We start from the raw sequence: 26,515 nt of genomic DNA, 5'->3' as shown, positions 1-26,515 counted from the left end.
ACAAGGACTGTTGAATTCCACATTGTCACTCTTCGACGTCCAGACCCACCAGCTTCGACCACCGAGGGTCGACAGCCAGATCGTGCTCGTGATCCGGATCATCGTTGAGGTCGGCGCCACATTCGGGGCACAGACCGAGACAATCCTCACGGCACAAGGGCGTGAACGGCAAATCCATCACCACGGCGTCACGAAGAGTGGGTTCCAGGTCGATTGACTCGTCATCGACGAGCCTTTCGTCCTCATCCACTTCCCTACCGGGATGGAAGAAGAGTTCCTGGAGATCGAAGGACATTTCGTCCTCGATCCCCGTCAGGCAACGTGCACATTCACCCTGCAATTGCACGGTGGCGGTGCCCGTGACGAGCACTCCTTCGACGACGGCCTCCAGACGGAGGTCGAGCTCGACGTCGGAGCCCTCTGGTACTGCAATCACTTCAAGACCGAGATCGGCGGGTGCTGGGACCGTACGCCCGACCTCACGCATCGTGCCCGCTCGCCTGCTCAGCTCTGTTGTGTCAAACACCAGAGGAGAACGGCGATCGGGGTGTCGATCCATGGGAGTCATGCTCACAATCCCCCTTCGTACCCGTCAATCACAATTACGTCGTGACCGACGACGAACTCTACCCGTTGAGCGGGATGCTACCCAAATCGGCGTCATCCATGGAGGGTGTCACGCCACACCCGGATGGCACGGGCGACGTTGTCGGGGACGTACTTGTCGACGTCGCCGCCGAGTTTCATCACTTCCCGCAGGATGGTGCTGGACAGCGTCACGTGCTCTGCCGCGGCAGGCAGCAGCACCGTCTCCAACCCCGTCAGCCCACGGTTCATGTGGGCCATCTGCAGCTCGAAGTCGAAGTCGGCGCCGAAGCGCAGGCCCTTGATGACGGTGGTGATGCCGTTGTCCCGGCAGAAGTCCACGAGCAGCCCCTCGATGGGGGCGACGTCGACGCCATCCATGCCGTCCAGCGCCTCACGGACCAGGTCGATGCGCTGGTCACCGAAGAGGTACTGCTTCTGGTTGTTGCGGCCCACCCCCACCAGCACGTTCCCGAACAGTTCGCGTGCGCGCCGGATGATGTCGATGTGCCCCACTGTGATGGGGTCGAACGAGCCGGGGCACAGCACTGGCGTCATGGTTGCTCCTGATCGGTTGCCCCGAAGTGGAGCGTGGTCTCACCGTAGCGACGATCCCATGACCGGGTGACCGGGTCCGGCCATCGGGGGGCGGCGGAGCGGCTTGAGCGCTCGACGACCACCAGGGCCTGCGCCGTCAGCGTCTCCCCTGCCACCAGTTCCGCCAGCAGGTTGTCGAGGATTACCTCCGGCATGTCATAGGGAGGGTCCACAAAGACCAGGTCCACGGTCCCCGTGTGACGCTGCACCGCATGTTCCGCCCGCCCGGCGACGGTGTGGACCCGCAGGCCCGTCTTCGTGGCGTTGTCGCGGATGAGGCCAGCCGTGTGTGTGTCGACGCAGGTGATGGGCGCGGCGCCACGGCTGGCTGCCTCCAGCCCCAGGGCCCCGCTCCCGGCAAACAGGTCGAGGACTGCGACGCCGTCGAGCTGGTGCTCGGGCGGCTCGTCGGCCGTGTCGAACCAGGACGCGAGCGCGGAGAACAGCGCCTCCTTGACCCGGTCCGTGGTGGGGCGGGTGTGGGTGCCCTTCGGTGCCGTGAGCCTGCGCCCCTTGGCGCTGCCCGCAATGATCCGACTCATGCCCTGACCCTAGTGCCCCGGCCAGGTCCATCCCGCAGGCTGAGGACGGTGCTGCGCGCCATCGAGACGGCGACGATCAGCCACGCCGTGACGGCCACCCAGAGCCACCGGGACCCGATCCATTCGACCACCGGCAGCTGGTCAGCACGCCCCAGGTAGATCCCGGCCACGGCATACATGCCCAGCGGGAAGATCATGCTCCACAGGGTCGGTTCGTAGCGCAGCGGCACTTTGTGCACGAAGTGGCGCCACACACCCACTGCCACGAGGACAGGGATGAGCCATGTCGCGAAGGCCCAGAACACCACGGACGCCCCGGCCACGAGTCCACGCGTGGCGTCCACCATGGGTGCCGAATCCATCTCCACGATGCGCGCACCCGCCACCACCGTGATGGCGACGGCACCCATGGATACCCAGTAGGGCGGGTCGAACTCGACGGGGTCCAGTACGTAGAGCATGATCCGCAGCGTCACGATCATCCCTGAGGCCGCGTACAGGAAGACCCCCACCGACCAGGAGAAGACCGCGAGAATGGCCAGGTACTGCCGCCCGGGGCCGGCCGACACCTCCAGCGTCGCGGCCAGCACGGCCACCGACTGGCTCGCCACCACCCAGATGAACCACGTGCCATTCGCCAGTGCCACCACGGGGCGACGCTGCTGCCCCAGCACGGCGCTCCACGGGATGACGTAGCCCAGCACGATCCACACCACCACGGACAGCGCCAGCAGCACGTGCGCCACCTCGAACCATCCCGCGGACGCCACCCGAGCCCCCAGGACATTGGTACCTGCCACGAAGGTGAAGAAGCCGAAAGCCCGCTTGGGGTCGCGGAAGTCCGACGCCATGGCCTGGCGGAACGCGACGAAACGCCACACGTTCAGCACGCACAGGGCCACGTAGGCAGCCCCGCACACCACGAAGAACGCCACGGACAGTACGTGGACGCCCACCAGCTCCAGCCCCAACGAAACGATGCCGCTGGCCATGACGAGGGCAAAGTACCCGGGTGTCAGCTTCTCCACCAGGTCCGCGATGCGGCGCATCGTTTCGGCTGCCACGGCCCGTCAGCCCTTCTCGAGCCATTCCCCGGCCGCGACGAGTTCGGCCTGCGTCATGAGGTCCGCCAGCAGCGGATCGTTGAGTGCCCGACGGTCGGCCAACACCCGGTCCGCCAAGTCCTTGGTGGCACGGATGAGGTCAGCGTCCTCCAGGACCCTCAGCAGTTTCAGCGAGGACCCCCCAGACTGGGCCGCACCGAGCACGTCACCCTCCTTGCGCAGCTCCAGGTCCCGTTCTGCCAGTTCGAAGCCGTCGTCGCTGAGCACCAGCGCCCGGATGCGCAGCTGGGCGTCCTCCTGCCCCTCCCCCGGCGCCGCCAGCAGCAGGCAGAGGCCCTCGTGTTCCCCGCGCCCGATGCGGCCGCGCAGTTGGTGCAGCTGGGTGATGCCGAAGCGATCCGCATCCATGACCACCATCACGGACGCGTTGGGCACGTCCACACCCACCTCGATCACGGTGGTGGCCACCAGCACGTCAATGCGCCCCGACGCGAAGTCGGCCATGGCCTCGTCGCGCTCGGCGACGGACTGCTTGCCGTGGGCCATGCCCAACCGCAGGTCCGCCAGCGGCCCTGAGGCGAGACGTGGGAGGAGTTCGGTGACGGCCGTCATGTCGGTGGCGGGGTCCACGTCGCCCTCTGTCTGCTTGGCGCTGATGGCGGGGCACACGATGAACGCCTGCCTACCCTTGGCCACCTCCTCACGGATGCGTTGCCAGGCACGCTCCACCCAGTGCGGGTTGTTGAAGGTGTCAACGAACACGGTGGTGACGGCGGCCCGCTTCGCAGGCCGTTCACGCAGTTCGGACACCTCCAGGTCGCCGAACACCGTCATGGCCACGGAGCGGGGAATGGGGGTGGCCGTCATCACGAGCGTGTGCGGCTGCTGCGCGGACTTCGCGGCCAGTGCTGCACGCTGCTCGACGCCGAAGCGGTGTTGCTCGTCGATGACCACGAGTCCGAGCTCGAAGAACTCCACGGGATCCGACAAAAGCGCATGGGTGCCGATGACGATGCCGGCATCCCCGGTGGTGATCTCGTTGAGGGCCTGCCGTTTGGCCGCGGCGGGAAGGCTGCCGGTGAGGAGGGTGACGGAGGTGGCGTGCTCGTGAGCGCCCAGGCGCTGCCCGTCCCCCAGGTCACCCAGAAGGCCCGTGATGGTGGCGTAGTGCTGCTTGGCGAGGACCTCGGTGGGCGCCAGGAGCACGGCCTGGCCGCCGGAGTCCACCACCGTCAACATGGCCCGCAGTGCGACGATGGTCTTGCCGGAGCCCACCTCGCCCTGCAGGAGCCGGTGCATGGGGCGTGGCCGGGCCAGTTCGTCGAAGATCGTCTCCCCGACGGCAACCTGACCCTGCGTCAGCTCGAAGGGCAGACGGTTGTCGAACTCGGAGAGAAGGCGGCCAGGAGTGCGAGGCCGGGGCGTGGCCTCCAACCCATCGAGGGTGCGACGTCGCTGCGCCATGGCCAGCTGCATGCCGAAGGCCTCGTCGAAGAGCAGCCGGTCGCGTCCCTGCTCGGCCCGTGTGACGTCCACGGGTTCGTGCACTTCGGTGAGCGCCTCCGGCAGGGACAGCACACCCGCCTGGTCCACCACCCAGGGTGGCAGCGTGTCGCCCAGGGAGCGGATGGACGGCAGGAGCAGTGCGATGGTTTCGGCGATCACCCAGGTCGGCAGCTTGGCCGTGGCCGGGTAGAGGCCCACCAGGGTGGCGCGCTGCACCGCTCTTTGCATGGACTGCTTGACGTGGTCCTTCTTGGCGGTGACCTGCCCCTGGCCGTCGATCATGACGAAGTCGGGGTGCGTCAGTTGCAGCGAGTTGTTGAAGACACCCACTTTGCCGATGAAGATGCCGCGTGAGCCTGGCTCCAGCATCGAACTCCACCAGGTGGCGTGGAAGGGCTTGGGGGCGAACAGCGTCACGGTGAGGTAGCCGGATCCGTCGGTGATCAACGACTCCACGCGCTGCCGGGCGCCCTGCCGGATCCTCGTGGACTGCACCTTTGCCACCACCGCCACCTCCTCGCCCACCCGCAGCGAGGCGAAGTCACTCATCTGGGTGCCCGCCAGGTAACGGCGGGGGGTGTGGCGAATCACGTCGCCGACGGTGTGGAGACCCAGCTTGGCGAACTGGACGGCCGTCTTCTCCCCCACGGCGTCGCGCAACCGTCGGTTGAGTTCGCGATGAATGGGTGTGCGCCAGGTGGCCATGCGGAGCAGCCTACAAGCGGGCGCGGACATGAACGATGGCCCGTGGGAGAACCCACGGGCCATCAGTTTTCACACGTACTTCAGATCAGCGTGAGACCTTGCCGGCCTTCAGGCAGGAGGTACACACGTTCAGTCGCTTGGCGGTTCCCTCGACGGTCGCACGCACACGCTGGATGTTCGGGTTCCAGCGGCGATTCGTCTTCTTCTTCGACCAGGGCACGTTGTGTCCGAAGCCGGGTCGCTTGGCGCAAACATCACATACGGCGGCCACTGGAATCTCCTCGGTGCTTGATCCGACGCTGAGTGCGTCAGGTTTACAAAATCAGTCATGCCCTCGACTGGAGTCGTGGGCAACCTGGAAAGAATAACCCATGCCTCCCACCTCCGGCAAAAGCAGCGGCGGGGAGCGGCCCCGTCGCAGGCAACCAGCGAGTCCGTGAGGCCCCTCCGGGTGGGAAGATCCCGCACAGCCCCGCCCGGAAGTGGGCAGCAGAAGTCGGCACTTTGGCCCTCGGGCGTGACGCGGGCCAAATGCCCAACCTAGTCTGCCGACCGTCGTCTCCATCAATGTCGAGCGACTGGCAACCCATGCCCCAGCAGCAGACCCCATCAACTTCGGACTCAACAGGCAGGAACCAGAACTACGGCATGGCCATCTGGGAAATCATGGTCATGGGCACCCTCGACGGCCCCGTCGTCGAGCCGCCGACGCCCGCCTTCGTCGACGTCATCCCGAAGCCTGCCTCCGTCGTGGAGACCGATGCAGGCGCCTTCCAGCTCAGTGGGGTGACGCCCATCGTGGCCAACGGCAACGCCGTAGGCACCGCCGAGATGCTCGCCGACACACTGCGCACCTCCACGGGCCTGGCGTTGCCCGTCGCCGCCACCGGCAGCAAGGCCATCACGCTGACGCTGGACACCGCTGCCGCCATGCCCGCCGAGGGCTACACACTCGTTTCCGGGGCGGACGGCGTGACCATCACCGCCGCCGACCGCCACCACCACCACCACCGTGACACCCACGGTGCGGCCGACGATCACACCCACCGTGAAGCCGACGGTCACCACGTCGCCCGGCCCCGTGGACGTGTACTCCACCCCGGGCCTGCACAACGTCAACGGCCTCAACTGGTGGACCCGCTGCGAGCCCTACTCCCGGACGACCCGCTGTTTCACCCAGATCTGGGGCCCGGATCGACCAGGTGAACGGAAATTTCGTCCGCACCAATGGCTGGATGTTCAACAACCTCACCTATCTACCCAGCCCCCGCGCACTGTGGGCCAACAACCCCCTGGGCAACACAGGTGCATGGACGGCGACTGACGTCCGCATGTGGCGCACCGAGTGCGACACCGCCACCACCGGACGCAACGGCTGCCGCAGCGAATCACTGGTCACGGTCATCGAGGCCGAGCAGACCGCCTCCGGCTGGACCTACAACACGGCCGAGAAGTGGGTGCTGAACAACCTCGTCAGGTTCTCCTGACCAGCACACCACACGGCCGCCCGGCCCGGTGCACCAGCACCGGCCGGGCGGCCTTGGTGTCGAGGCAGAGGGACATATCCGGCCCCGCCCGCGACAACGTTGGGCACCCATAGTCGTTTCGTGAGCTGCCCTCGCGAGAAAGAGCAGGGCACACCATTGGTTTCCTCAGTAGCCACCACCCACACTTCACCAACCCTTCGACACACCGCCGCTCGTCCCTCACGGACGGCACTCAGGGAACAGAACATGTGCTTCCTGAGCAGCCCCCGGGACCACGCGGCGACGCGCATGTCCCAGATGCCGCGAGAACCGGGGCCACGGGTCAGGTGGAGACCACCACGGGCACAATCATGGGCCGACGCCGAAGCTTCCTCGAGACCCACGCACCCATGACCCGGCGGGTGACCTGCTGAAGCCGATGAACGTCGACGACGTCGTCGGCCAGCGCCTCCTTGAGTGCCTTGGCGACCTCGTTGCGCACGCCCTCGAAGACCGACTCGTCCTCGGCGAAACCGCGGGCGTGGATGTCCGGCCCGCTGATCAGTTCCCTGGTGTGGAGGCTGACCACCGAGACGATGGAGATGAAACCCTCTTCGCCCAGCACCCGTCGATCGGTGAGCGAGTCGGTGATGTCACCCACCGTCTGCCCGTCCACGAAGATGTAGGAGGCGTCGACGCGACCCACCCGGCGGGCCTTGCCGTTGGCCAGGTCAATGACGTCACCGTCCTCGGCAACGATCACTCTCTCGGCCGGAACACCAGTGGAAATGGCCAGCTTCGCGTTGGCGATCAGGTGACGGATCTCCCCGTGGACCGGCAGCACATTGCGGGGCTTGAGGATGTTGTAGCAGTACAGCAACTCGCCGGCGGAGGCGTGGCCGGAGACGTGGACCATCGCATTGGCCTTGTGGACCACCTGGGCCCCCAGCTTGGAGAGGCCGTTGATGACCCGGTACACGGAGTTCTCGTTGCCGGGAATGAGCGACGACGCCAGCAGCACCACGTCGCCGGGGCCCACCGACACCACGGGGTGCTCCTGGCTGGCGATGCGGCTCAGCGCAGCCATCGGCTCACCCTGGGATCCGGTGGACACGATGACCACCTTGTTCTTGGGGTACTTGTCGATGTCGCGCATCTCGATGAGGGTGTCGCCCGGGACCGTCAGGAAGCCCAGGTCCCGTGCGATGGCCATGTTGCGGACCATGGAGCGGCCCACGTAGACCACCTTGCGACCGTGCTTCACCGCGAGGTCGAGGACCTGCTGGATCCGGTGGACGTGGCTGGCGAAGCTCGCCACGATCAGCTTCTGGTGGGCGGTCTCGAACACCCGCGACATTGCCGGTTCGATGTCCTTCTCCGGCGTGGTGAAGCCGGGAACCTCGGCGTTGGTGGAGTCCACCATGAAGAGGTCCACGCCTTCCTCGCCGAGCCGGGCGAAGGCCCGCAGGTCGGTGATGCGACCATCCAGCGGCAGCTGGTCCATCTTGAAGTCACCCGTGTGCAGGACCATGCCCGCCGACGTGCGGATGGCCACGGCCAGCGCGTCAGGGATGGAGTGGTTGACGGCGACGAATTCGAAGTCGAATTTGCCGACCTTGATCCTGTCGCCCTCCCTGACCTCGTGCAGTTGGTGGCCCCGGATGCGGTGCTCCTTGAGCTTGTTCGCGAGGAACGCCAGCGTCAGCCTCGACCCGTAAATGGGAATGTCCGGGCGCTTGCGCAGCAGGTAGGGGACCGCACCGATGTGGTCCTCGTGGCCGTGTGTGAGGACCAGGGCGGAGATGTCGGCCAGCCGGTCGTTGAGGTTGTTCAGCGCGGGGAGGATGAGGTCAACGCCGGGGTGGTGTTCCTCGGGGAACAGCACGCCACAGTCGACGAGTGCGATCTCACCGTCGATCTCGAAAGACGCCATGTTACGACCCACGTCGCCGAGGCCTCCGAGCGGGGTGATGCGCAGGGTCCCGGGCTTGACCGGTGGTGGCGTCTTCAGATCAGTCATTGCTTCAGGCTAGTGGACCCGCGCCGACGCGGGGACCCGGCTCGGCACTGTCTCATAGACTGTCCCCATGCCCGTGCCTGATTCCGTCCGTTTGGCCATGCCCGCAGAAGCGGTCGACGTTGCCCGCCTGCAACGCCGCTCGTGGTCCTCGGTGCCAGTCCTGGCGGACGCGATGACGGGAATCTCTGCAGACGAGACCGTGCGTGCCTGGCATGACGCCATCGTCAAGCCCCCACTGGCGCACTGCCGTGTGCTGGTCGCGATCGGCGACGGGGCCATCGTCGGTTTTGCTGTCACCGGCCCCAGCAACGATCCCGACGCCGAGCCCACGGACGGCCTCATCGCCGAATTCGTCGTGGACGAACCGAGCATCGAGGCGGGCCACAGCTCACGCCTCATCAACGCGGCCGTGGACACACTGAGGGCCGATGGCTACCAGGTGGCCACCATGTGGCTCCCCACTGATGCCGATGCGACCCGCGAGTTCCTCGTGGGGTGCGGCTGGGGCACCGACGGTGCCCACCGCGAGATGGGCCCGGAGGACGGTGACGTCTCCATGAAGCTCATCCGGCTCGTGACCGACATCACCACTGCCTGAGCGCCTCCTCAGCGGCGGGCCCCACCGTCGATCTGTGGTGATCCGGGGCTTTCGAGGTCACACCCGGGAGGGCGTGTCGGGACGCCCGGGTGACGTGGGCTGGCCCCTGGTGTGGATCTGATGTCGACAGACTGACATCCCGACAACACTGGAGCCGGCTAGAGGCCGAGGACCGTCTCGATGCCCTCGGTGAGCCCGGGGTGGTCGACGACGTGACGGATGCCAGCCAGGACTCCGGGCATGAAACTGGTGCGCTCAAAGCTGTCGTGGCGGATCGTGAGGGTCTCCCCCGTGGCCCCCAGCAGCACCTCCTGGTGCGCGACGAGACCCTGCAGACGGACGCCGTGGATGTGGATGCCGTCCACCACTGCGCCGCGGGCGCCGTCGTCGTGAACGGTGGCGTCGGGGACCGCACCCATGGACGCCGCGGCACGCGCGGCGGCAATCCTCCGGGCGGTGCTCACAGAGGTGCCAGACGGCGCATCAACCTTGTTCGGGTGGTGCAGTTCGATGATCTCCACGCTGGGGTAGAACCTTGCTGCCTGCTCGGCGAAGCTCATCATCAAGACTGCGCCGATGGAGAAGTTGGACGCGATCAGGATCCCGACGCCGGGATTCTGCTCGCAGAGCGCAGCCACCCTCGCGAGGCGTTCCGCGGTGAACCCGGTGGTGCCGATCACCATGTGGATGCCGCGTGCAGCGCACCACTCGATGTTGTCCATCACTGCGCCGGGATGGGTGAAGTCCACCGCCACCTGCGCGTCGGACAGCAGCTCACGGTCGTCGTCCACGTCGACCCCGGCCACCAGTTGCAGGTCCCCGGCCCTCTCCACGGCCCGGACGGCCTCCGCGCCCATCCTTCCGCCGGCCCCGAAGACTCCCACTCGAATCTGGTCCATGTTTCCTGCCCCATCCCTCGTACCCTGCATTGAGTCCCAAGTTCTACCAGCGACCAGTGTCGCCCACCAACAGAAACAACGGGTGGACCCCCCGCTGGGGGCCCACCCGTTGCTCAGTGACTGCGTGTGCCTCAGTTGGCGTCTGCGGTCTCTTCGTCCACGACGGGGATCAGCGACAGCTTGCCCCTGTCGTCGATGTCAGAGATCTCCACCTGCAGCTTCTGCCCGACGGACAGGATGTCCTCCACGTCGTCCACGCGCTTGCCGCCGGCGAGGCCGCGGAGCTTGGAGATGTGCAGGAGGCCGTCCTTGCCGGGCAGCAGCGACACGAAGGCACCGAAGCTGGTGAGCTTCACGATGGTGCCCATGAAACGCTCGCCCCGCTCGGGCATGTGCGGGTTCGCGATGGCGTTGATCATCGCGACAGCCGCATCGGCCTGCTCACCGGAGGTGGCGCCCACGTAAATGGTGCCGTCGTCCTCGATGGAGATGTTGGCGCCCGTGTCATCCTGCATCTGGTTGATGATCTTGCCCTTCGGGCCGATGATCTCGCCGATCTTGTCGACGGGGATGCGCACCGTAATGATCCGGGGAGCGTACTGGCTCATCTCGTCGGGCACATCGATGGCCTCACCCATGACCTCGAGGAGCGTGTGACGCGCCTCGCGGGCCTGGAGAAGGGCCTTCTGCAGCTCGGAGGCCGGGATGCCGTTGAGCTTCGTGTCCAGCTGGAGGGCCGTGACGAAGTCCGGCGTGCCGGCCACCTTGAAGTCCATGTCGCCCAGGGCATCCTCGGCGCCAAGGATGTCGGTGAGTGCGACGTAGCGCGTCTCACCGTCAACCTCGTCGCTCATGAGGCCCATGGCGATACCGGCCACGGGTGCCTTCAGCGGCACACCGGCGTTGAGCAGGGACAGCGTCGAGGCGCAGACCGAACCCATCGAGGTGGAACCGTTGGAGCTCAGTGCCTCCGAGACCTGACGGATCGCGTAGGGGAACTCCGTGCGGGTGGGGAGGATCGGCAGGATGGCGCGCTCTGCGAGTGCGCCGTGACCGATTTCGCGACGCTTCGGCGAACCGACGCGTCCCGTCTCACCCGTGGAGAACGGCGGGAAGTTGTAGTTGTGCATGTAGCGCTTGGTGGACTCCGGTGACAGCGAGTCGATGCGCTGCTCCATGTCCAGCATGTTCAGCGTGGAGACACCCAGGATCTGGGTCTCGCCGCGCTGGAACAGTGCCGAGCCGTGGACGCGGGGGATGATCGCGACCTCGGCGGAAAGCTCCCTGATGTCACTGGGGCCACGGCCGTCGATGCGGATGCCCTCGATGAGGGTGCGGCGACGAACGAGCTTCTTCGTCAGCGCCTTCATGGCTGCGGAGATCTCGCTGGTGCGGTCAGCGAAGCGCTCGGCGAGCTGCTCGGTGACGTCCTGGCGAATGCCGTGCGTGGCCTCGTCGCGCTCCTGCTTGCCGGAGATCGTCATGGCCTCGGCGACACGGGCGGAGGCGAGCTCCTCCACGGCGGCGAAGACGTCGTCCTCGTAGTCGCGGAAGATGGGGAAGTCGCGGGTCTCGCGCGGCAGCTTGGCGGCGAGCTCGGACTGGGCATCACAGAGGACCTTGATGAACGGCTTGGCAGCCTCGAGGCCCTGACCCACAACCTCTTCGGTGGGTGCAGTCTTGCCCGCACGCACGAGCTCCCAGGTGGCATCCGTGCCGCCGGCCTCCACCATGGTGATGGCGACGTCGCCGTCGGGCAGGACACGCCCGGCCACGACCATCTGGAAGGCGGAGGTTGCGGACTGCTCCACGGTCGGGAAGCAGACCCAGGCGTCATCGATCAGTGCGACGCGGACGCCACCGATCGGCCCGGTGAAGGGCAGGCCAGCCAGCGTGGTGGACATCGAGGCCGCGTTGATGGCGACGACGTCGTACAGGTGGGTGGGGTTGAGCGACAGCACGTCGACGACAACCTGGACCTCGTTGCGCAGACCCTTCACGAAGGCGGGGCGCAGCGGGCGGTCGATGAGGCGGGCCGTCAGGATGGCGCCCTCGCCGGGGCGGCCTTCGCGACGGAAGAACGAGCCGGGGATGCGACCTGCGGCGTACATGCGCTCTTCGATGTCAACCGTCAGCGGGAAGAAGTCGATGGAGTCCCGCGGGTTCTTGGACGCGGTGGTGGCGGCGAGCAACATCGTGTCACCGTCGAGGTACACGGCGGCCGAGCCGTCGGCCTGCTGTGCGAGCAGTCCGGCTTCGAACCGGACGACGTGGCGCCCGTGGGCACCGTTGTCAATGATTGCTTCGGAGAATTCGAGACCTGGTCCTTCCATGGACAGTCTCCTTTCAGTTGGTGGGGTGCTACCCCGCCCCAGTGGGGGCGTTTCGCGTGGTCCACCGGTCTTCGATCGAGGTCCGCGGGGGCGCTTGATGGCACCCGAAGACCACTACCGAGGACAGATGAGACCTCCAGCGGGCAGCGTGAAACCTTGCTATGTAGTTGTGACCTGAGTGTATCCTGCATGCCCGGAAATGGGCGAAGAGCAGCGCCCCGCCAGAGGCGGGGGCTGCTCTTCGTCCAGAATTCGGGTGATGCGAATCAGCGGCGCAGGCCGAGGCGGGCGATGAGCTCGCGGTAGTGCTCGACGTCGTTCTTCATGACGTAGTTGAGCAGACGGCGACGCTGGCCGACCATCAGCATGAGGCCACGACGGGAGTGGTGGTCATGCTTGTGCATCTTCAGGTGCTCCGTGAGGTGTGCGATCCTGGCGGACAGCAGGGCAACCTGCACATCCGGCGATCCGGTGTCACCCTCGGCGGTTGCGTACTCTTCGATGATCTGCTTCTTGTTGACAGCTTCCATGCGGGGGCTCCTTCGGTTCGCTGCACGGCGCCCCGTTGCGGAGTGCATCTGGGGCTCTTGGGCTTCCGTGGCCGATCAAACGGCAACCCCACAACATTACCACGCACCCGTCCCCATCACCCATTCGTCCCCCTCCCCCCTCACCTGACTTGCAGGGTCCATGTGCACGGCACACCATGCGCCAGATAGGGTGGCGGTGCCCGGCCCGTGAGGTCCTGTTAGGAGTTTTCATGTCCATCGTTGTGCGTACCGCCACTGCAGCAGACCTTTCCGCCATTCGTCAGCATCTCGGTCAGACCGATCCCCGCCTCGTGGATGAGCATTTCCGCCTGCAGGATCTGGGTCAGATGTACTTCGCGGTGGCGCTCGACGGCGACGAGATCGTGGGCACCGCCCTGCTGGACCTGAACTCCGAAATGACACCCGAGCTGCGCAACATGTTCGTGGCGCCGTCGGCCCGACGCCGCGGAGCCGGCCGCGCCCTGTCCCAGTGGGTGGAGCAGAAGGCCCGCGAGGAAGGTCACACCGCCGTTTTCCTGGCTGTTGACCCCAACAACGAGAAGGCCGTTCCGCTGTACGTCTCGCTGGAGTACCACCCCACGGGTGAGCACCTCTTCGTGGAGGCGCCGGAGGTCGAGCAGGTACCGGACCCGTCCCGCGCCAGCTCCCACTACGCCATCTACAAGAAGTCACTCACCGCACGCTGAGCAGTGCGTCGTGGTCGTCGCAGAGCGCCGGCGACACGGTGCTTGGCGCGCGTCAGCCGTCGAGGCCCAGCACCACGCGGCAGTGGCTGATGTCCTGGTCCATCTGCGAAATGAGACCCTCGATGCCGTCGAACTTCACCTGGCCGCGCAGGCGGTCGACGAAATCGACGACGATCTCCTCGCCGTACAACTCCAGATCGGTGCGGTCCAGCACGTAGGTCTCCACGCGACGGTCGACGCCGTTGAAAGTGGGATTGGAGCCCACCGAGATGGCGGCAGGCAGCCTGAGCCCGTCCGTGGCGCTCAGCCAGCCGGCGTAGACACCGTCAGCGGGCACTGCCATGTCTGACGGGACCGGCAGGTTCGCCGTCGGGTAACCGAGTTCACGTCCGCGCTGGTCGCCCATGACCACCACACCGCGCACACGGAACGGGCGCCCCAGGTGCTCCGCGGCCCCCGCCACGTCACCGTCGGCCAGTGAGGTCCGGATCAGCGTGGAGCAGGTGACGATGTCGTTGATGGACTCCAGAGCCAGATGGACCACTTCGAAGTGCCCCTGCCCGAGGCGCGCCAGTTCGGCAACGTCACCGGCGGCCCGGTGGCCGAAGCGGAAGTTCTCCCCCACCACGACGCGCGACGGTTCCAGGGGCAACACGAAACGCTCCACGAACTCGCGGGGACTGAGCTGGGCAACGGCCTCGGTGAAGTTCACCACTCGCACTTCGCGCGCGCCGGCGGCCTTCAGCAGGTCAATGCGGGAGTGGAGATCCCCGAGCAGCTTGGGTGCCTTGTCGGGGCGCAGCACCGACATGGGGTGCGGCCAGAATGTGATCACCACGAGGGGGTCACCGTGGGACTGCATGGCCTCCCTGAGGACGCGCTGATGCCCAAGGTGCACTCCATCGAAGTTCCCGATGGCAACGACCGTGCTCACGGGGTCTCCCCCGGCTCGGGAGCCACGAGCACCGCCAGCGGACGTGAACCGTCGCCGTCCGGCCTGTAGAGGGCCAGCAGCTCATCCTGCGGTGAGAGCATGCCGGTCACCTCGGCGGGGACGGCCATCTCCAGTCGACGACCCACGAGGATGTCTGCCGCCTGGGCGGCGCTCACGTCCACGCAGGGGAAGCTGAGGCGGGCGGCGTCGGCCATGGGCATGAGCGTGGGCGCGTCGTCCTGCAGGACCACAGCAGAGGAGAGGTCGTAGCCACCGATGCGTGTGCGGCGCAGGGCCGTGAGGTGGCCGCCCACGCCGAGGGCGTCACCGAGGTCGCGGGCGATGGCCCTGATGTAGGTGCCCGTCGAGCAGGCCACGTCCACGTCGACGTCGCAGACCCCATCGCCGGGGCGGACGTCGAGGATCTCCAGGTGCGACACCTCGACATCACGGGATTTCAGCTGGACTGTTTCACCGTCACGCACCAGTTTGTAGGCGCGCTGGCCGTTGACCTTGATGGCCGAGACACTGCTGGGCACTTGGCTGATGTGGCCGCGGAGCGGTCCGCACGCCTCATCGATGACGTCGAGCGTCAGGTGGGAGGCGTCGGCGACGGGCTCGACGGTGCCCTCGGCGTCGTCCGTGGTGGAGCGCTCACCCAGACGGATGGTGGCCAGATAGGACTTGTCGTGCAGGGCCAGGTGGCCGAGCAGTCGCGTGGCCCGGTTGACGCCGAGAATGAGCACACCCGTGGCCATCGGGTCGAGGGTGCCGGCGTGGCCCACCTTGCGTGTTCCAAGGAGCCGGCGAAGTGTGCCGACCACTTGGTGCGAGGTGAGCCCGCCGGGCTTGTCCACCACGACGATGCCCGAGCCGACGGTCCCAGGAGAGGGCGTCACTCGTCGTCGTCACTCTCTTCACGCGGCTTCTTGTACGGGTCCGCATCGCCGGCGAAGGTTTTGCCGTCGGAGTGCGAGGCGGCCTCCGCGTCGAGGGTCTGGACCCGGGCCAGCAGGTCCTCCATGCTCTTGGCCACCTCAGGGGTGGCGTCAAGCATGAACGCCAGCGACGGGGTGAACTTCATCCCCAACTGGCCCCCGACGGTTGAGCGGAGCATGCCCTTGGCGGACTCCAGCGCGGCCGCGGTTGCGGCTCGGTCATCTTCGTCACCGAGCACGGTGTAAAAGGCCGTGGCCTCACGGTTGTCGCCGGTGAGGCGGACTTCCGTGAGGGTCACGAACCCAAGGCGGGGATCCTTGACACGACGTTCAATCGTCGTCGCCAGAATCACCTTGATCTGGTCCGCCAGCTTGGCGTTGCGGGGGTTTGCCATGATTCCTCCTGGTTGGCCGAAGCCGACGGACCGGACGAGAGCGATCAGGACCGCTCGCGCTCCACCATTTCGTAGGTCTCCACGATATCGCCGATGCGGATGTCGTTGAAGTTGGACAGGGTCATGCCGCACTCGAAGCCCTCACGGACCTCCGTGGCGTCATCCTTCTCCCGACGCAGCGAAGCGATCGAGGTTTCAGAGATGACGACACCGTCGCGCAGCAGGCGACCCTTCTGGTTCCGGCGGATGGTGCCATCCAGCACCATGCAGCCGGCGATGTTGCCGAACTTCGAGCTGCGGAAGATCTCGCGGATCTCCATCCGGCCCCGTGTCTCCTCGGCGTAGATCGGCTTGAGCATGCCCTTGAGCGCTGCTTCGATCTCGTCGATGGCGGAGTAGATGACGGAGTAGAACCGCATGTCCACGTTCTCGCGGTCGGCCATCTGCTGTGCGTGCACAGTGGGGCGCACGTTGAAGCCGATGATGACGGCCTTCGAGGCGGCTGCCAGGGAGACGTTGGTCTCCGTGATGGCACCCACACCGCGGTCGATGACACGCAGCGAGACTTCCTCGCCCACGTCGATCTTGGACAGCGCATCCTCGAGTGCTTCCACCGAGCCCGCGCCATCGCCCTTGAGGATGAGCAGCAGTTCCTGCGTCTCGCCCCTCTCGAGCTGCTCGAACAGCTGGTCCAGCGTCTTGCGACGTGAACCGACTGCCTGGGCTGCGGCACGCATCCGCGATCCACGCTTGTCGGCGATCTGGCGTGCCATACGGTCGTCGTCGACGACCAGCACGTTGTCGCCGGCGCCGGGAACAGCGGTGAGTCCGAGGACCTGCACCGGCATCGACGGTGGGGCCTCAGTGAGGTTCTCACCCTTGTCGTTGATCAGGGCACGCACGCGGCCGTAGGCCGAGCCTGCCACGATCGATTCCCCGATGCGCAACGTTCCACGGTGGATGAGCACGGTCGCGACGGGGCCGCGGCCCTTGTCGAGGTGCGCCTCGATGGCAACACCCTGTGCAGGCATGTCGGGGTTGGCGCGCAGGTCAAGTGCTGCGTCAGCGGTCAGGACGACCGCTTCCAGCAACCTGTCGAGGCCCTCGCCCGTCAGTGCGGAGACGTCGACGAACTGCGTGTCGCCCCCGTACTCCTCCGGGATGAGACCGAACTCGGAGAGCTCGCCGCGAACCCGCACCGGGTCCGCTGCTTCCTTGTCGATCTTGTTCACCGCGACGACAACCGGGATTCCGGCCGCCTTGGCGTGGTTCAACGCCTCGATCGTCTGCGGCATGACGCCGTCATCCGCCGCCACCACGAGAACCGCGATGTCAGTGGATTTGGCACCACGGGCACGCATGGCGGTGAACGCCTCGTGGCCGGGGGTGTCGATGAAGGTGATGCCACGGTCAACGCCGTCGATCGTGGTCTGCACCTGGTAGGCCCCGATGGCCTGCGTGATACCGCCGGCCTCGCCACCCGCCACGTTGCTCTTGCGGAGCGTGTCGAGCAGTCGCGTCTTTCCGTGGTCCACGTGGCCCATGACGGTGACGACCGGCGGACGTGCCGCAAGGTCGTCCTCGTCGCCGAGGTCCTCTCCGAACTCCAGGTCGAAGCTCTCGAGCAGCTCGCGGTCCTCGTCCTCAGGCGAGACGACCTCGATGTTGTACTCAAGCTCCGCACCCAACACCTCGAGGGTGTCGTCGGAGACCGACTGGGTGGCCGTGACCATCTCGCCCAGGTGGAACAACACCTGCACGAGCGACGCCGCGTCGACGCCAATCTTCTCGGCCAGGTCGCTCAGCGAAGCGCCGCGGCGCAGACGTACGGTCTGGCCACCGCCCTTGCGGAGCCGGACGCCACCAATCGCGGGCGCCTCCATCTGGTCGAACTCTTGCCTGCGCTGCTTCTTCGACTTGCGTCCGCGTCGACCACCGGCACCGCCGCGCCCGAAGGCACCCTGCGTACCGCCGGGACGACCACGGCCACCGCCGCCACCGGGGCGACCGGCGAAACCGCCCATGGGCGGACCACCGACACCACCGGGTGCGCCGCCTGGACGACCGCCACCGCCGCCGCCGCCACCGGGGCGACCGCGGCCGCCACCGGGACCACCCGGACCGCCGGGACGACCACCGCGTGCGGGGGCTGCTCCGATCTGGGCCGACTGCTGCTTGGGCATCATGGCCGGGTTGGGACGCGGCATGCCGGAGGCACCACCGGTTCCACCGGGGCGCGGCATGCGCTCACCGGGGGCACCGTCACGACGGGGGGCGGCGCCGGGCGCGCCGGCTCCACCCTCGGGGCGGGGACGACGCTGCTGCGTGCCCATGCCCTGTGCCGGTGCGAAGGGGTTGTTGCCGGGGCGGGGTCCGCTGGGCCGGCGAGCCGGTCCAGGGGTGGGTCCGCCAGCTCGTGGTGCACCGGGACGCGGTGACTGCGAGGGTGTTCCGCCGTCGCCTCGCTGGGCGGGGGCATGACGCTCCGCGCTCGGAGCGCTCGGGGTGCTGGGCCGCGCCGGGGGCGTGGAAGGACGGACGGGCGGCTTGGGTGCGGCGGGCTTGACCCCCGGCTTGGGGGCCGAGGCTGCGCCGGGCCTGGGTGCCGACGGGGAGGACTGCGTCGCCGGAGTGGTCTGTGCGGCCGGGGCGGCGGGCGCCGTCGGTGCTGCAGGGGTGACGGATGCCGCGGGTGCTGCCGGGGTGGGCTTTGCCGCTGCGGGGCTGGCTGGCTGGGCAGGGGTCGGCTTCGGTGCGCCGGGGGTTGCTGCCGGGCGCGCATCAGCGGCCGGCGCGGCTTCGGGCTTGTCCGTGGTGCCCAAGGTCTCACGCAGCTTGCGCACGACGGGCGCTTCCAGCGTGGAGGACGGACCGCGGACGTATTCGCCCATTTCGTTCAGCTTGTTCAACAGCTCTTTGCTGGTGATTCCAACTTCTTTTGCGATCTCATGAACGCGAGGCTTGGCCACTACTCTCCTTTGAAAGGACCAGACCTCTGTCCGGACCTATTGATTGGGTGTGTTGCTCATCGGTAATTACTCATCGAGTGGTCATGAGCGTTAGCCCACTTTCTGGTTGCGCCGGAGTCTTCCGACGTTGCGATGATGGTGCCGGGCGCGAGTGAGCGCCGGACCGTCGTCCACCTTACCGCGTCGCCGCCGTCTCATCCCAATCAGAGGGCGGCTGGGCCGTCCACAGGGCTCCGGGACCGAAGAAACGCTGCACCGCGCGCCGCTGCTCCGCCACCTTCCAGCAGGCGGGGTCACGGTGCAGGTAGCCCCCGCGCCCCGGAAGTCGGGGCGCGGTCCCGTCGATGACGTCGTCGCCCACGCGGACCAGCCGGAGCAGCTCCGACTGGGCGCTGCGTCCCCGGCAACCCAGACAGGTCCGCACGGGTGGTTCGGGGGCCAGCTCAGTGCTCCACGACGGTGTCGGGCTGGATGTCGATGCGCCAGCCGGTGAGGCGCGCCGCCAGGCGAGCGTTCTGACCCTCCCGGCCGATGGCCAGGGACAGCTGGTAGTCCGGGACGATGGCCCGGCAGGAGCGCGCGGCGGGGTCCACGACCGTGACGGAGATGACCTTGGCCGGGGACAGTGCGGCGGCGACGAACTTCGTGGGGTCCTCGGACCAGTCGACGATGTCGATCTTCTCGCTGCCCAACTCGTTGGTGATGGCCCGGACACGTTGGCCCATGGGGCCAATGCACGCACCCTTGGCCGAGACGGTGGGGTTGTTGCTGCGCACGGCGATCTTGGTGCGGTGACCCGCCTCCCGAGCGATCTCCATGATGTCCACCACCCCCTGAGCAATCTCGGGCACCTCGAGCGCGAAGAGCTTCCTCACCAGGTGGGGGTGGGTGCGGGACACAACCACCTGCGGGCCCTTCAGCTCACGTCGGACGCTCACCACGTACACCTTGAGCCGCTTGCCGTGGGAGTAGTCCTCGCCGGGGACCTGCTCGGCGAGCGGCATGATGGCCTCCATGGCGCCGAGGTCGACGCGCACGGTCTTGGAATCCCTGTCCGCCTGCACCATCCCGTTGAGGATGTCACCCTCGTGTCCGGCGAAGTGGCCGAACTTCTGGTCGTCCTCCGCCTCCCGTAGGCGCTGGAAAATCACCTGTCGGGCCGTGGAGGCAGCCACCCGACCGAAGTCGGAGGGGGTGTCGTCGTAGTAGCCCACCACCTCGTCGTCATCGCCGAACTCGGGGGCGAGGACCGACACCTTGCCGGACTTGCGGTCGATCTCCACCTTCACTCCCCGCAGGGGATGCTCCGTCTTGTCGTAGGCGTTGAGGAGGGCGTCCTCCAGGGTGGTGATGAGGTAATCCATGGGGATTTCCTTGTCGCGCTCGATGGCGCGCAGCGCAGCCAGATCAATATCCATGATCAGGCCTCCTCGTCCGTGTCGGTGGTCTCGTCGTCGGACTCGGCGTCCTCGTCCTCGTCCTCGTCGGACTCCGACTCTTCGTCGCCATCGGACTCCGGCGCCTCGTCGACGCTGGAGTCGACGGTCTTGGCCTTGGGGGGATTCATCTCCACCTGCACCACGGCCTTGTCGATCTCGGCCAACTGGCGGGACATCTCTTTGCCCTTGACGTCCAGCACCACCTCGTCCTGCGTCACGGAAAGGATGCGGCCCGTGATCTCCGACGTACCCACCGTCACGGTCACGAGCCGGCCGACGTTGCGGCGGAAGTGCTTGGCCTGTGTCAGCGGCTTGCTGACACCGCGGCTGCTGACCTCCAGCGTGAAGGGTGAGGCGCCCACGGCGTCGCTGACGTCGAGTGCGGCCGAGATCTGCGAAGCAGCTGCGGAGATGTCGTCCAGCAGGGGGCCTGTGCCGTCAGGGCCGTCGCCGTCCACCGTGATGCGCAACAGTGAACGCCTACCCATGGGCTTGACGTCGAGTTCGTCGAGCTCCAGCCCGTGCCAGGTGAGGATGGGAGCGATGAGCTCCGTGAGCTGTTGTTCGTGCATGCGGGTGCTCCGATTTAAGTTGTGGGCTCAGTTCGTGAACGCCCAATCATACGGGTCCCGGCAGCCTTCGCCAGCCAGCCCTGCAACCGATCTGGCAGGAAGCCCCGTTCCCGTCCGCCGCCACAACTACGATCAGGATCAGCCAACGTGAAGCCCGAGACCAGGAGGTCACCATGACAAGCACGGATGCCACACAGCTGTGGCTGGTTCGCCACGGGGCGACGCAGTGGTCACAGTCCGGCCAGCACACGTCGGTGACGGACCTCCCCCTGCTCACGGAGGGTGATGAGGACGCGCGGCGCGTGGGTGCACGGCTGGCTGGTACCGACTTCGGTCTGGTCCTCACCAGCCCGCGCCGACGAGCCCGAGACACGGCAGCAGGCGCCGGTTTCCCGGATGCCGAAACGGACGACGACCTCGTGGAGTGGGCATACGGCCCCGGCGAAGGGCTGACGTCGGACGAGATCCGAAAGAAGGTTCCGGGCTGGCGCATCTGGACGCACGGGGCACCGAAGTTCGAGCGGGACGGGTACGAGCCGGGTGAAACCCTGGAGCACATCTCGGTGCGGCTCCAACGTGTGGTGGACCGGGTGAGGGCATCCGGCGTCGAACGCGCCATCGTGTTCGCGCACGGCCACTCGCTACGCGCGCTCGCCATGGAATGGCTGGGCGTGGAGGTGGCGATGGCAAAGCACTTCCCCCTCCAGACGGGCACCATCAGCGTGCTGGGCTACGAGAAGGACAACCCGGCCATCGTGCGCTGGAACGCTGAGGACTGAGCCAGCCACTGCGCGCCGTCGGGGGGAGGACGGTTAGGGTGTCCCCCATGCACGCGACCCGCCGGAGCCTCCTCCAGCTCCCCCTGCTGGCAGCCCTGGCGGGGTGCACCACCAGCCCGGTCGTCCAGGGATCCCCCGGCCCAGCAGCAGAACCGATTGCGCCCACGCGGACTTCGCAGGCCGCGGCAGCCGCGGACTGGGTGGCCGGGTTCGCGGCCCTCATCGGTGACGCGACGCTGACGGCGGCCAGTTGGGGCGCCACACCACAGCATCTCGCATGGCTTGACGCCGTCGCGAAACAGTCTTCAGCGCATGGGTCGCGCGTGGAGTCCGAGGATCCGGTGACGGGTGGCACCGTTGATTTCCCTCCCGCCAGCCCCACACCCGCACAACCCGCCACGGCAGCCACGCCCGCCGACGTCGTCGCCCTGCTCACCGCCCGCGTGGCTGAGGGCTCGCCGGTGCTGCAGGCTGCCATCGCCACGGCCGGAAGCGGGGCTGAGAGGCTGCTGTACGCATCCATCGCCACCGCCTCGGCAGCCAGTCTGCGTCCGGACCTCCCCCCCGCAGAGGGCGGCGCCGAACCCGCCCCCTTCGCCGACCCTGACGTGTCGGCGTCGCTGGCGCTCGCGCTGGGCCATGTCCTGGCGCTCGTGCGGGCCCTGGAGGTGGGCCTCGGGCGGCTGTCCCGGAAGGATCCACTGCTGGATGCAGGAACACTGCGTCTGGACGGCGCCCGGGCGCTGCGCAATCAGCTCCTGGCCGCCATCACGGGTGACGCGCCCGAGGGCGGCACATGGGAACTGCCCAACGCCATGTCCACGCCGGCGGAGATCCGTTCGGCCTGGTCTGCACTGGAGGCCAATGTCCTCGATGCCATCGGCGTGGTGGTGGCCGCCGACACGACGAGCGCCGCCACGTGGCTGACGGCAATGCTCGCGCAGGTGCAGTGGGTGCACCAGTGGGGCGGACGCCTGCCGAACTGGCCCGGATGGGTCGCGCGCTGAGCCGTGGCAAAGCCTGAGGGCGCTCGAGGCGCCCGCAGACCACGTGTCAGCGACCGGCAAGCTCCAGCACAGCGCTGACGGCATCCGCGACGGCGACCTCACGACGTTCACCGGTGGCGCGGTTGCGCACCTCGACGACGCCGTCGACCAGGCCACGACCCACCACCACGATGATGGGCATGCCCAGGATCTCGCCGTCGGCGAACTTCACACCCGGGCTGGCCTTGCGGTCGTCGACGAGCACGTCCAGCCCCCCCCGCTCCGACAGTGCGGCTGCGATACGGTCCGCCTCCTCGAAGACGGAGGCATCCTTGCCGGTGGCCAGGATCTGCACCTGGTAGGGCGCGAGCGCCAGGGGCCAGGAGAGGCCCTTGTCATCACAGGTGGCCTCCGCCACGGCGGCGACGGCGCGGGACACGCCCACGCCGTAGGAACCCATGGTGACGGTGACGAGTTTGCCGTTGCGGTCCAGCACCTTCAGGCCGAGGGCCTCGGCGTAGCGGCGTCCGAGCTGGAAGATGTGCCCCATCTCTATGCCGCGGGCGAGTTGCATGGGACCGGATCCGTCGGGGGCCGGGTCGCCCTCGCGGACGTCGGCGACGTCCAGGACGCCGTCGGGGGTGAAGTCACGGCCCACGGTGACGCCGCTCAGGTGCTGGCCGACGGTGTTGGCGCCGCTGACCCAGTGGGTGCCGGTGACCACGCGCGGGTCGACGACGTAGCGGATGCCGGACGTGGACTCCTCGCCGAGGACCGCCTCCCCCGTGGCGGTGACGGGGCCCATGAAGCCGACCTTCAGTGACGGGTACTTCTCGAAGTCCTCAGCGGTGAACGGGAGGGCCACTGACGGTTCGAAGGCCGCCTCGAGTCGCTTGGCGTCGACTCCACGGTCGCCCGGTACCCCGATGGCCAGGGGCTCGCTGGTGCCATCCGGGTGCGTGACGAGGAAGACAAGGTTTTTCAGCATCTGGTCCGCCGTCCAGGGGTGGTCCTGGGCATGCTCGGCATTGAGGAGATCCACGACGGCGGCGATACTGCTGGCCAGAGGGGTGTCCACAACAGCGATGGCCGGAGCATCCTCGATGGGCAGGGCGTCGGGTACGGCGATGCGCACGGCCTCGACGTTCGCGGCGTAACCACCGGGTGAGCGCACGAACGTGTCCTCACCATTGGCGGCCACGGCCAGGAACTCCTCCGAAGCCGAACCACCCATGGCACCGGCCATGGCGGAGACGATCACGTACTCCAGTCCGAGGCGGTCGAAGATGCGCACGTAGGCGTCACGGTGCGCCTGGTAGCTGGCGTTCAGCCCCTCGTCGTCGATGTCGAACGAGTAGGAGTCCTTCATGACGAACTCGCGTCCCCGCAGCACCCCGGCACGGGGACGCGCCTCGTCGCGGTACTTGGTCTGGATCTGGAACAGTGACAGCGGTAGGTCCTTGTACGAGTTGTACATGTCCTTGACCGTGAGGGTGAAGATCTCCTCGTGCGTGGGGCCGAGCAGCATGTCATTGCCCCTGCGGTCCTGCAGACGGAAAAGGTTGGCACCGTAGTCGCTCCACCGGTTCGTCGCCTCGAAGGGTTCGCGGGGCAGCAGCGCCGGGAAGTGCACTTCCTGGGCACCCATCGCCACCATCTCCTCGCGGACAACGGTCTCCACCTTCTGCAGCACTTTCAGCCCCAGGGGCAACCATGAGTAGATGCCGGGTGCGACGCGCCGGATGTAGCCGGCGCGGACCAGCCAGCGGTGGCTGGGGACCTCGGCGTCGGCGGGATCATCCCGCAGCGTGCGGACGAACAGGCGGGACATCTTCTCGATCACGGGTTTCCTCACAGTGCAGTGGACTCCGCCAAACTCTATCCCCTGCGGGCCGCGCGACCATTGTGCATGTGACCCGGTGGCGTGCAGACCCCGGGTCGTCTCCGATTCTCCGGCGCCCCACCTCAGTAGTGGACCGTCGACAGTGAGCCGACGTGTTCGAATCCGAGGTGCTCATAGGACTTGATGGCGGGGATGTTGAAGTCGTTGACGTACAGCGACACCACGTTGTGGGTGCGCGCGACCTCCTGCAGCATCCCGGCCATCGCCGGGACGGAGAGGCCCTTGCCGCGGTGGTCCGGGTGGACCCAGACGCCCTGGAGTTGCGCCTGGTCGCGGAACTTCGGGCCGAGGTCCGCCTTGAAGATGACCTCGGACTTCTCCACGATGCCCCAGGCGTCGTGATTTTTCAGCCGCTCGGCCACGAACGACTCGTAGCCGGGACCGTACTTGTACGGCGACGACCCGATCTCCTCGGTGTACATGTGCACGGACGCGGCCAGGTAGGAATCGAAGTCGCGCATGGTGAGCAGCCGCACCCGCGGGTCTGCTTCGATGTCGGGGGCGCCGCGCCGCACCATGAGCGGCTGCGTCCGACGCACGTTGGCGTACGACCCCCAGCCGCCGGGCCACCGCTCCGCGAGCCCCACGAACAGGCCCAGTGCCGCCATGCTGGGGCCGAGGATCGACGATGCCCGCCGCAGGGGGCCAATGGCGTCGACAAACATCGGGATGGCGTCGGGGTCCAGGCCGGCAGGAAAGACGGTGCCGCCGTTGAGGCACACTGCCGTCAGAACGCCGTCGCGCTCGAACCCGTGCAGTTTCCCGAGTCGCCGGCGGTCGATGCCGAACATGGCCACCTTCGCTGCGAGGAACAGGGTCTCGATGGGGCGTTGCGCCAGCAACGCATCCACAGCGACCCTGTCGTCGGGTCCGAGCAGCCGGAGCCGGTTGCCCATGTCAGGAAACCAGGACCTCGGGCGAACCCACTTCACCCATTTCCGCTGCGAGGCGACGTGCCTCCACCAGCAGGGTCTCGACGATCTCTGACTCGGGGACGGTCTTGATGACCTCACCCCTCACGAAGATCTGGCCCTTGCCGTTGCCGGAGGCGACCCCCAGGTCCGCCTCGCGGGCCTCTCCGGGGCCGTTGACGACGCACCCCATGACAGCCACGCGCAGCGGTGCCTCCATGCCTTCCAGCCCGGCAGTCACAGCCTCGGCCAGCGCGTAGACGTCCACCTGAGCGCGTCCGCAGGACGGGCAGGAGACGATGTCCAGCTTGCGGGGGCGAAGGTTCAGCGACTCGAGGATCTTGAGTCCCACCTTCACCTCCTCGACGGGCGGGGCAGACAGGGACACGCGGATGGTGTCGCCGATGCCCTGGCTGAGCAACGCACCGAAGGCCACGGACGACTTGATGGTGCCCTGGAACGCCGGTCCCGCCTCGGTCACGCCGAGGTGCAACGGGTAGTCGCACTTCTCGCTGAGCAATTCGTAGGCACGCACCATGACGACGGGGTCGTTGTGCTTCACGGAGATCTTGAAATCGTAGAAACCGACGTCCTCGAACAGGGACGCCTCCCACAGGGCCGACTCCACGAGCGCCTCGGGCGTCGGCGCGCCGTACTTGGCGAGGATGCGCTTGTCGAGGGAGCCGGCGTTGACGCCGATGCGCAGCGAGATACCGGCACTGGAGGCCGCCTTGGCAATCTCGGCCACCTTGTTGTCGAACTGGATGATGTTGCCGGGGTTCACCCTCACGGCCGCACAACCCGCGTCGATGGCGGCGAAAACATAGCGCGGCTGGAAGTGGATGTCGGCAATCACGGGGATCTGCGACTTCTTGGCGATGATGTGCAGGACGTCGGCGTCGTCCTGACTGGGGACGGCGACGCGGACGATGTCGCAGCCCGTCGCGGTCAGTTCCGCAATCTGCTGCAGCGTCGCGTTGATGTCGGTGGTCTTGGTGGTGGTCATCGACTGGACGCTGATGGGCGCGTCGCCGCCAACGAACGTGGAACCCACCTTGATCTTCCGCGTCTTGCGGCGCGGGGCAAGGGTGGGGGGAGGGGCTGCGGGCATTCCGAGACTCACGGGCATGTGTCGAT

At 67.2% G+C, this 26,515-nt stretch carries 25 protein-coding genes and 1 pseudogene; 6 read left to right on the top strand and 20 right to left on the bottom strand.

Translation table 11 applies throughout. The annotated features are described in order from the left end of the window. Nucleotides 1-25: 25 nt before the first annotated feature. From EAX62_RS08600 to rpmB, 6 genes are all read right to left on the bottom strand, one after another. The gene (locus EAX62_RS08600; protein ID WP_121901275.1) at nucleotides 26-568 is read right to left on the bottom strand and encodes a YceD family protein; all 543 of its coding nucleotides are present in this window, start codon (nucleotides 566-568) and stop codon (nucleotides 26-28) included. A 92-nt stretch (nucleotides 569-660) separates the two neighbouring features. After that, a complete protein-coding gene (coaD, locus tag EAX62_RS08595; RefSeq protein ID WP_121901274.1) occupies nucleotides 661-1,143 on the bottom strand; it encodes a pantetheine-phosphate adenylyltransferase in 483 nt (160 codons plus the stop codon). Beyond that, entirely contained in the window at nucleotides 1,140-1,724 is a 585-nt protein-coding gene (rsmD, locus tag EAX62_RS08590) for a 16S rRNA (guanine(966)-N(2))-methyltransferase RsmD (protein ID WP_121901273.1), read from the bottom strand. The genes coaD and rsmD overlap by 4 nt, the downstream gene beginning before the upstream one ends. After that, nucleotides 1,721-2,788 carry a tellurite resistance/C4-dicarboxylate transporter family protein gene (locus EAX62_RS08585; RefSeq protein ID WP_233557873.1) on the bottom strand — a complete coding sequence of 356 codons (1,068 nt, stop codon included), beginning with the start codon at nucleotides 2,786-2,788 and terminating at the stop codon, nucleotides 1,721-1,723. Before EAX62_RS08585 ends, rsmD begins: the two co-directional genes overlap by 4 nt. 6 nt (nucleotides 2,789-2,794) lie before the next feature. Beyond that, nucleotides 2,795-4,999 carry an ATP-dependent DNA helicase RecG gene (locus EAX62_RS08580; protein WP_121901272.1) on the bottom strand — a complete coding sequence of 735 codons (2,205 nt, stop codon included), beginning with the start codon at nucleotides 4,997-4,999 and terminating at the stop codon, nucleotides 2,795-2,797. Between the two features lie 85 nt (nucleotides 5,000-5,084). Further along, a complete protein-coding gene (rpmB, locus tag EAX62_RS08575) occupies nucleotides 5,085-5,270 on the bottom strand; it encodes a 50S ribosomal protein L28 (protein WP_121901271.1) in 186 nt (61 codons plus the stop codon). A gap of 377 nt (nucleotides 5,271-5,647) precedes the next feature. Here rpmB and EAX62_RS17325 point away from each other — a divergent pair, with 377 nt between their 5' ends. Both EAX62_RS17325 and EAX62_RS08565 read left to right on the top strand, forming a co-directional pair. Further along, nucleotides 5,648-6,205, top strand: a complete 558-nt coding sequence (locus EAX62_RS17325; RefSeq protein ID WP_158600599.1) for a glycoside hydrolase family 20 zincin-like fold domain-containing protein — start codon at nucleotides 5,648-5,650, stop codon at nucleotides 6,203-6,205. Next, the gene (locus EAX62_RS08565; protein WP_121901269.1) at nucleotides 6,202-6,486 is read left to right on the top strand and encodes a hypothetical protein; all 285 of its coding nucleotides are present in this window, start codon (nucleotides 6,202-6,204) and stop codon (nucleotides 6,484-6,486) included. Before EAX62_RS17325 ends, EAX62_RS08565 begins: the two co-directional genes overlap by 4 nt. Nucleotides 6,487-6,808: 322 nt before the next feature. Here the strand turns inward: EAX62_RS08565 and EAX62_RS08560 are convergent, their stop codons facing one another. Next, entirely contained in the window at nucleotides 6,809-8,485 is a 1,677-nt protein-coding gene (locus EAX62_RS08560; RefSeq protein WP_121901268.1) for a ribonuclease J, read from the bottom strand. A 67-nt stretch (nucleotides 8,486-8,552) separates the two neighbouring features. On the opposite strand from EAX62_RS08560, the gene EAX62_RS08555 reads away from it, so the two are divergent. Beyond that, on the top strand, nucleotides 8,553-9,083 hold the full coding sequence (locus tag EAX62_RS08555; RefSeq protein WP_121901267.1) for a GNAT family N-acetyltransferase: 531 nt from the start codon (nucleotides 8,553-8,555) through the stop codon (nucleotides 9,081-9,083). Nucleotides 9,084-9,241: 158 nt separating this feature from the next. Here the strand turns inward: EAX62_RS08555 and dapB are convergent, their stop codons facing one another. The 3 genes from dapB to rpsO form a co-directional block, all read right to left on the bottom strand. Continuing rightward, the gene (dapB, locus tag EAX62_RS08550) at nucleotides 9,242-9,982 is read right to left on the bottom strand and encodes a 4-hydroxy-tetrahydrodipicolinate reductase (RefSeq protein WP_121901266.1); all 741 of its coding nucleotides are present in this window, start codon (nucleotides 9,980-9,982) and stop codon (nucleotides 9,242-9,244) included. 131 nt (nucleotides 9,983-10,113) lie between these two features. After that, nucleotides 10,114-12,315, bottom strand: coding sequence for a polyribonucleotide nucleotidyltransferase (locus EAX62_RS08545; protein WP_121901265.1), 2,202 nt, complete (start codon nucleotides 12,313-12,315; stop codon nucleotides 10,114-10,116). A gap of 266 nt (nucleotides 12,316-12,581) precedes the next feature. Then, entirely contained in the window at nucleotides 12,582-12,845 is a 264-nt protein-coding gene (gene rpsO, locus EAX62_RS08540; protein ID WP_121901264.1) for a 30S ribosomal protein S15, read from the bottom strand. A gap of 230 nt (nucleotides 12,846-13,075) precedes the next feature. Here rpsO and EAX62_RS08535 point away from each other — a divergent pair, with 230 nt between their 5' ends. Beyond that, nucleotides 13,076-13,552: a GNAT family N-acetyltransferase gene (locus EAX62_RS08535; protein ID WP_158600598.1), complete on the top strand. Its 477-nt coding sequence runs from the start codon at nucleotides 13,076-13,078 to the stop codon at nucleotides 13,550-13,552. Between the two features lie 52 nt (nucleotides 13,553-13,604). Here the strand turns inward: EAX62_RS08535 and EAX62_RS08530 are convergent, their stop codons facing one another. The 7 genes and pseudogenes from EAX62_RS08530 to rimP form a co-directional block, all read right to left on the bottom strand. Further along, on the bottom strand, nucleotides 13,605-14,486 hold the full coding sequence (locus EAX62_RS08530) for a bifunctional riboflavin kinase/FAD synthetase (RefSeq protein WP_121901262.1): 882 nt from the start codon (nucleotides 14,484-14,486) through the stop codon (nucleotides 13,605-13,607). Beyond that, complete coding sequence (truB, locus tag EAX62_RS08525; RefSeq protein ID WP_121901261.1) at nucleotides 14,483-15,385, bottom strand: tRNA pseudouridine(55) synthase TruB; 903 nt, start codon at nucleotides 15,383-15,385, stop codon at nucleotides 14,483-14,485. Before truB ends, EAX62_RS08530 begins: the two co-directional genes overlap by 4 nt. Then, complete coding sequence (gene rbfA / locus EAX62_RS08520; RefSeq protein WP_121901260.1) at nucleotides 15,382-15,819, bottom strand: 30S ribosome-binding factor RbfA; 438 nt, start codon at nucleotides 15,817-15,819, stop codon at nucleotides 15,382-15,384. Before rbfA ends, truB begins: the two co-directional genes overlap by 4 nt. A 44-nt stretch (nucleotides 15,820-15,863) precedes the next feature. Next, nucleotides 15,864-18,788, bottom strand: a complete 2,925-nt coding sequence (infB, locus tag EAX62_RS08515; RefSeq protein WP_121901259.1) for a translation initiation factor IF-2 — start codon at nucleotides 18,786-18,788, stop codon at nucleotides 15,864-15,866. A 175-nt stretch (nucleotides 18,789-18,963) separates the two neighbouring features. After that, nucleotides 18,964-19,212, bottom strand: a complete 249-nt coding sequence (locus tag EAX62_RS08510; protein WP_199711212.1) for a YlxR family protein — start codon at nucleotides 19,210-19,212, stop codon at nucleotides 18,964-18,966. Nucleotides 19,213-19,231: 19 nt separating this feature from the next. Continuing rightward, nucleotides 19,232-20,206: a transcription termination factor NusA gene (nusA, locus tag EAX62_RS08505; RefSeq protein WP_121901258.1), complete on the bottom strand. Its 975-nt coding sequence runs from the start codon at nucleotides 20,204-20,206 to the stop codon at nucleotides 19,232-19,234. 110 nt (nucleotides 20,207-20,316) lie between these two features. After that, nucleotides 20,317-20,799: pseudogene (gene rimP, locus EAX62_RS08500) on the bottom strand (ribosome maturation factor RimP); the annotation flags it as partial. Nucleotides 20,800-20,972: 173 nt separating this feature from the next. On the opposite strand from rimP, the gene EAX62_RS08495 reads away from it, so the two are divergent. Both EAX62_RS08495 and EAX62_RS08490 read left to right on the top strand, forming a co-directional pair. Further along, on the top strand, nucleotides 20,973-21,578 hold the full coding sequence (locus EAX62_RS08495; RefSeq protein WP_121901256.1) for a histidine phosphatase family protein: 606 nt from the start codon (nucleotides 20,973-20,975) through the stop codon (nucleotides 21,576-21,578). Between the two features lie 47 nt (nucleotides 21,579-21,625). Further along, nucleotides 21,626-22,585, top strand: a complete 960-nt coding sequence (locus tag EAX62_RS08490) for a hypothetical protein (protein ID WP_147454067.1) — start codon at nucleotides 21,626-21,628, stop codon at nucleotides 22,583-22,585. Nucleotides 22,586-22,631: 46 nt separating this feature from the next. Here EAX62_RS08490 and EAX62_RS08485 read toward each other — a convergent pair whose 3' ends face one another. From EAX62_RS08485 to ispG, 3 genes are all read right to left on the bottom strand, one after another. Continuing rightward, nucleotides 22,632-24,395 (bottom strand): proline--tRNA ligase, encoded by a 1,764-nt coding sequence (locus EAX62_RS08485; protein WP_121901762.1) that lies wholly within the window; start codon nucleotides 24,393-24,395, stop codon nucleotides 22,632-22,634. Between the two features lie 134 nt (nucleotides 24,396-24,529). Then, nucleotides 24,530-25,363 carry a GNAT family N-acetyltransferase gene (locus EAX62_RS08480; RefSeq protein ID WP_121901254.1) on the bottom strand — a complete coding sequence of 278 codons (834 nt, stop codon included), beginning with the start codon at nucleotides 25,361-25,363 and terminating at the stop codon, nucleotides 24,530-24,532. Between the two features lies 1 nt (nucleotide 25,364). Then, on the bottom strand, nucleotides 25,365-26,507 hold the full coding sequence (gene ispG / locus EAX62_RS08475; protein ID WP_121901253.1) for a flavodoxin-dependent (E)-4-hydroxy-3-methylbut-2-enyl-diphosphate synthase: 1,143 nt from the start codon (nucleotides 26,505-26,507) through the stop codon (nucleotides 25,365-25,367). Nucleotides 26,508-26,515 lie beyond the last annotated feature (8 nt).

Origin of the sequence: Tessaracoccus antarcticus, from assembly GCF_003688855.1 — a bacterium.
Lineage (GTDB): Bacteria > Actinomycetota > Actinomycetes > Propionibacteriales > Propionibacteriaceae > Arachnia > Arachnia antarctica.
The sequence above is the reverse complement of the archived record's forward strand: the minus strand, read 5'-3'. Positions and strand labels throughout refer to the sequence as shown.

Excerpts from the sequence above, each read along its gene's own strand:
- dapB (WP_121901266.1), bottom strand. The coding sequence starts at position 9,982 with ATGGACCAGATTCGAGTGGGAGTCTTCGGGGCCGGCGGAAGGATGGGC.
- EAX62_RS08555 (WP_121901267.1), top strand. The coding sequence starts at position 8,553 with ATGCCCGTGCCTGATTCCGTCCGTTTGGCCATGCCCGCAGAAGCGGTC.
- EAX62_RS08600 (WP_121901275.1), bottom strand. The coding sequence starts at position 568 with ATGACTCCCATGGATCGACACCCCGATCGCCGTTCTCCTCTGGTGTTT.
- ispG (WP_121901253.1), bottom strand. The coding sequence starts at position 26,507 with ATGCCCGTGAGTCTCGGAATGCCCGCAGCCCCTCCCCCCACCCTTGCC.
- EAX62_RS08495 (WP_121901256.1), top strand. The coding sequence starts at position 20,973 with ATGACAAGCACGGATGCCACACAGCTGTGGCTGGTTCGCCACGGGGCG.
- rpsO (WP_121901264.1), bottom strand. The coding sequence starts at position 12,845 with ATGGAAGCTGTCAACAAGAAGCAGATCATCGAAGAGTACGCAACCGCC.
- EAX62_RS08545 (WP_121901265.1), bottom strand. The coding sequence starts at position 12,315 with ATGGAAGGACCAGGTCTCGAATTCTCCGAAGCAATCATTGACAACGGT.
- coaD (WP_121901274.1), bottom strand. The coding sequence starts at position 1,143 with ATGACGCCAGTGCTGTGCCCCGGCTCGTTCGACCCCATCACAGTGGGG.
- EAX62_RS08485 (WP_121901762.1), bottom strand. The coding sequence starts at position 24,395 with ATGTCCCGCCTGTTCGTCCGCACGCTGCGGGATGATCCCGCCGACGCC.
- EAX62_RS08560 (WP_121901268.1), bottom strand. The coding sequence starts at position 8,485 with ATGACTGATCTGAAGACGCCACCACCGGTCAAGCCCGGGACCCTGCGC.
- rbfA (WP_121901260.1), bottom strand. The coding sequence starts at position 15,819 with ATGGCAAACCCCCGCAACGCCAAGCTGGCGGACCAGATCAAGGTGATT.
- nusA (WP_121901258.1), bottom strand. The coding sequence starts at position 20,206 with ATGGATATTGATCTGGCTGCGCTGCGCGCCATCGAGCGCGACAAGGAA.
- EAX62_RS08480 (WP_121901254.1), bottom strand. The coding sequence starts at position 25,363 with ATGGGCAACCGGCTCCGGCTGCTCGGACCCGACGACAGGGTCGCTGTG.
- EAX62_RS08490 (WP_147454067.1), top strand. The coding sequence starts at position 21,626 with ATGCACGCGACCCGCCGGAGCCTCCTCCAGCTCCCCCTGCTGGCAGCC.
- EAX62_RS08580 (WP_121901272.1), bottom strand. The coding sequence starts at position 4,999 with ATGGCCACCTGGCGCACACCCATTCATCGCGAACTCAACCGACGGTTG.
- EAX62_RS08535 (WP_158600598.1), top strand. The coding sequence starts at position 13,076 with ATGTCCATCGTTGTGCGTACCGCCACTGCAGCAGACCTTTCCGCCATT.
- EAX62_RS17325 (WP_158600599.1), top strand. The coding sequence starts at position 5,648 with ATGGCCATCTGGGAAATCATGGTCATGGGCACCCTCGACGGCCCCGTC.
- rsmD (WP_121901273.1), bottom strand. The coding sequence starts at position 1,724 with ATGAGTCGGATCATTGCGGGCAGCGCCAAGGGGCGCAGGCTCACGGCA.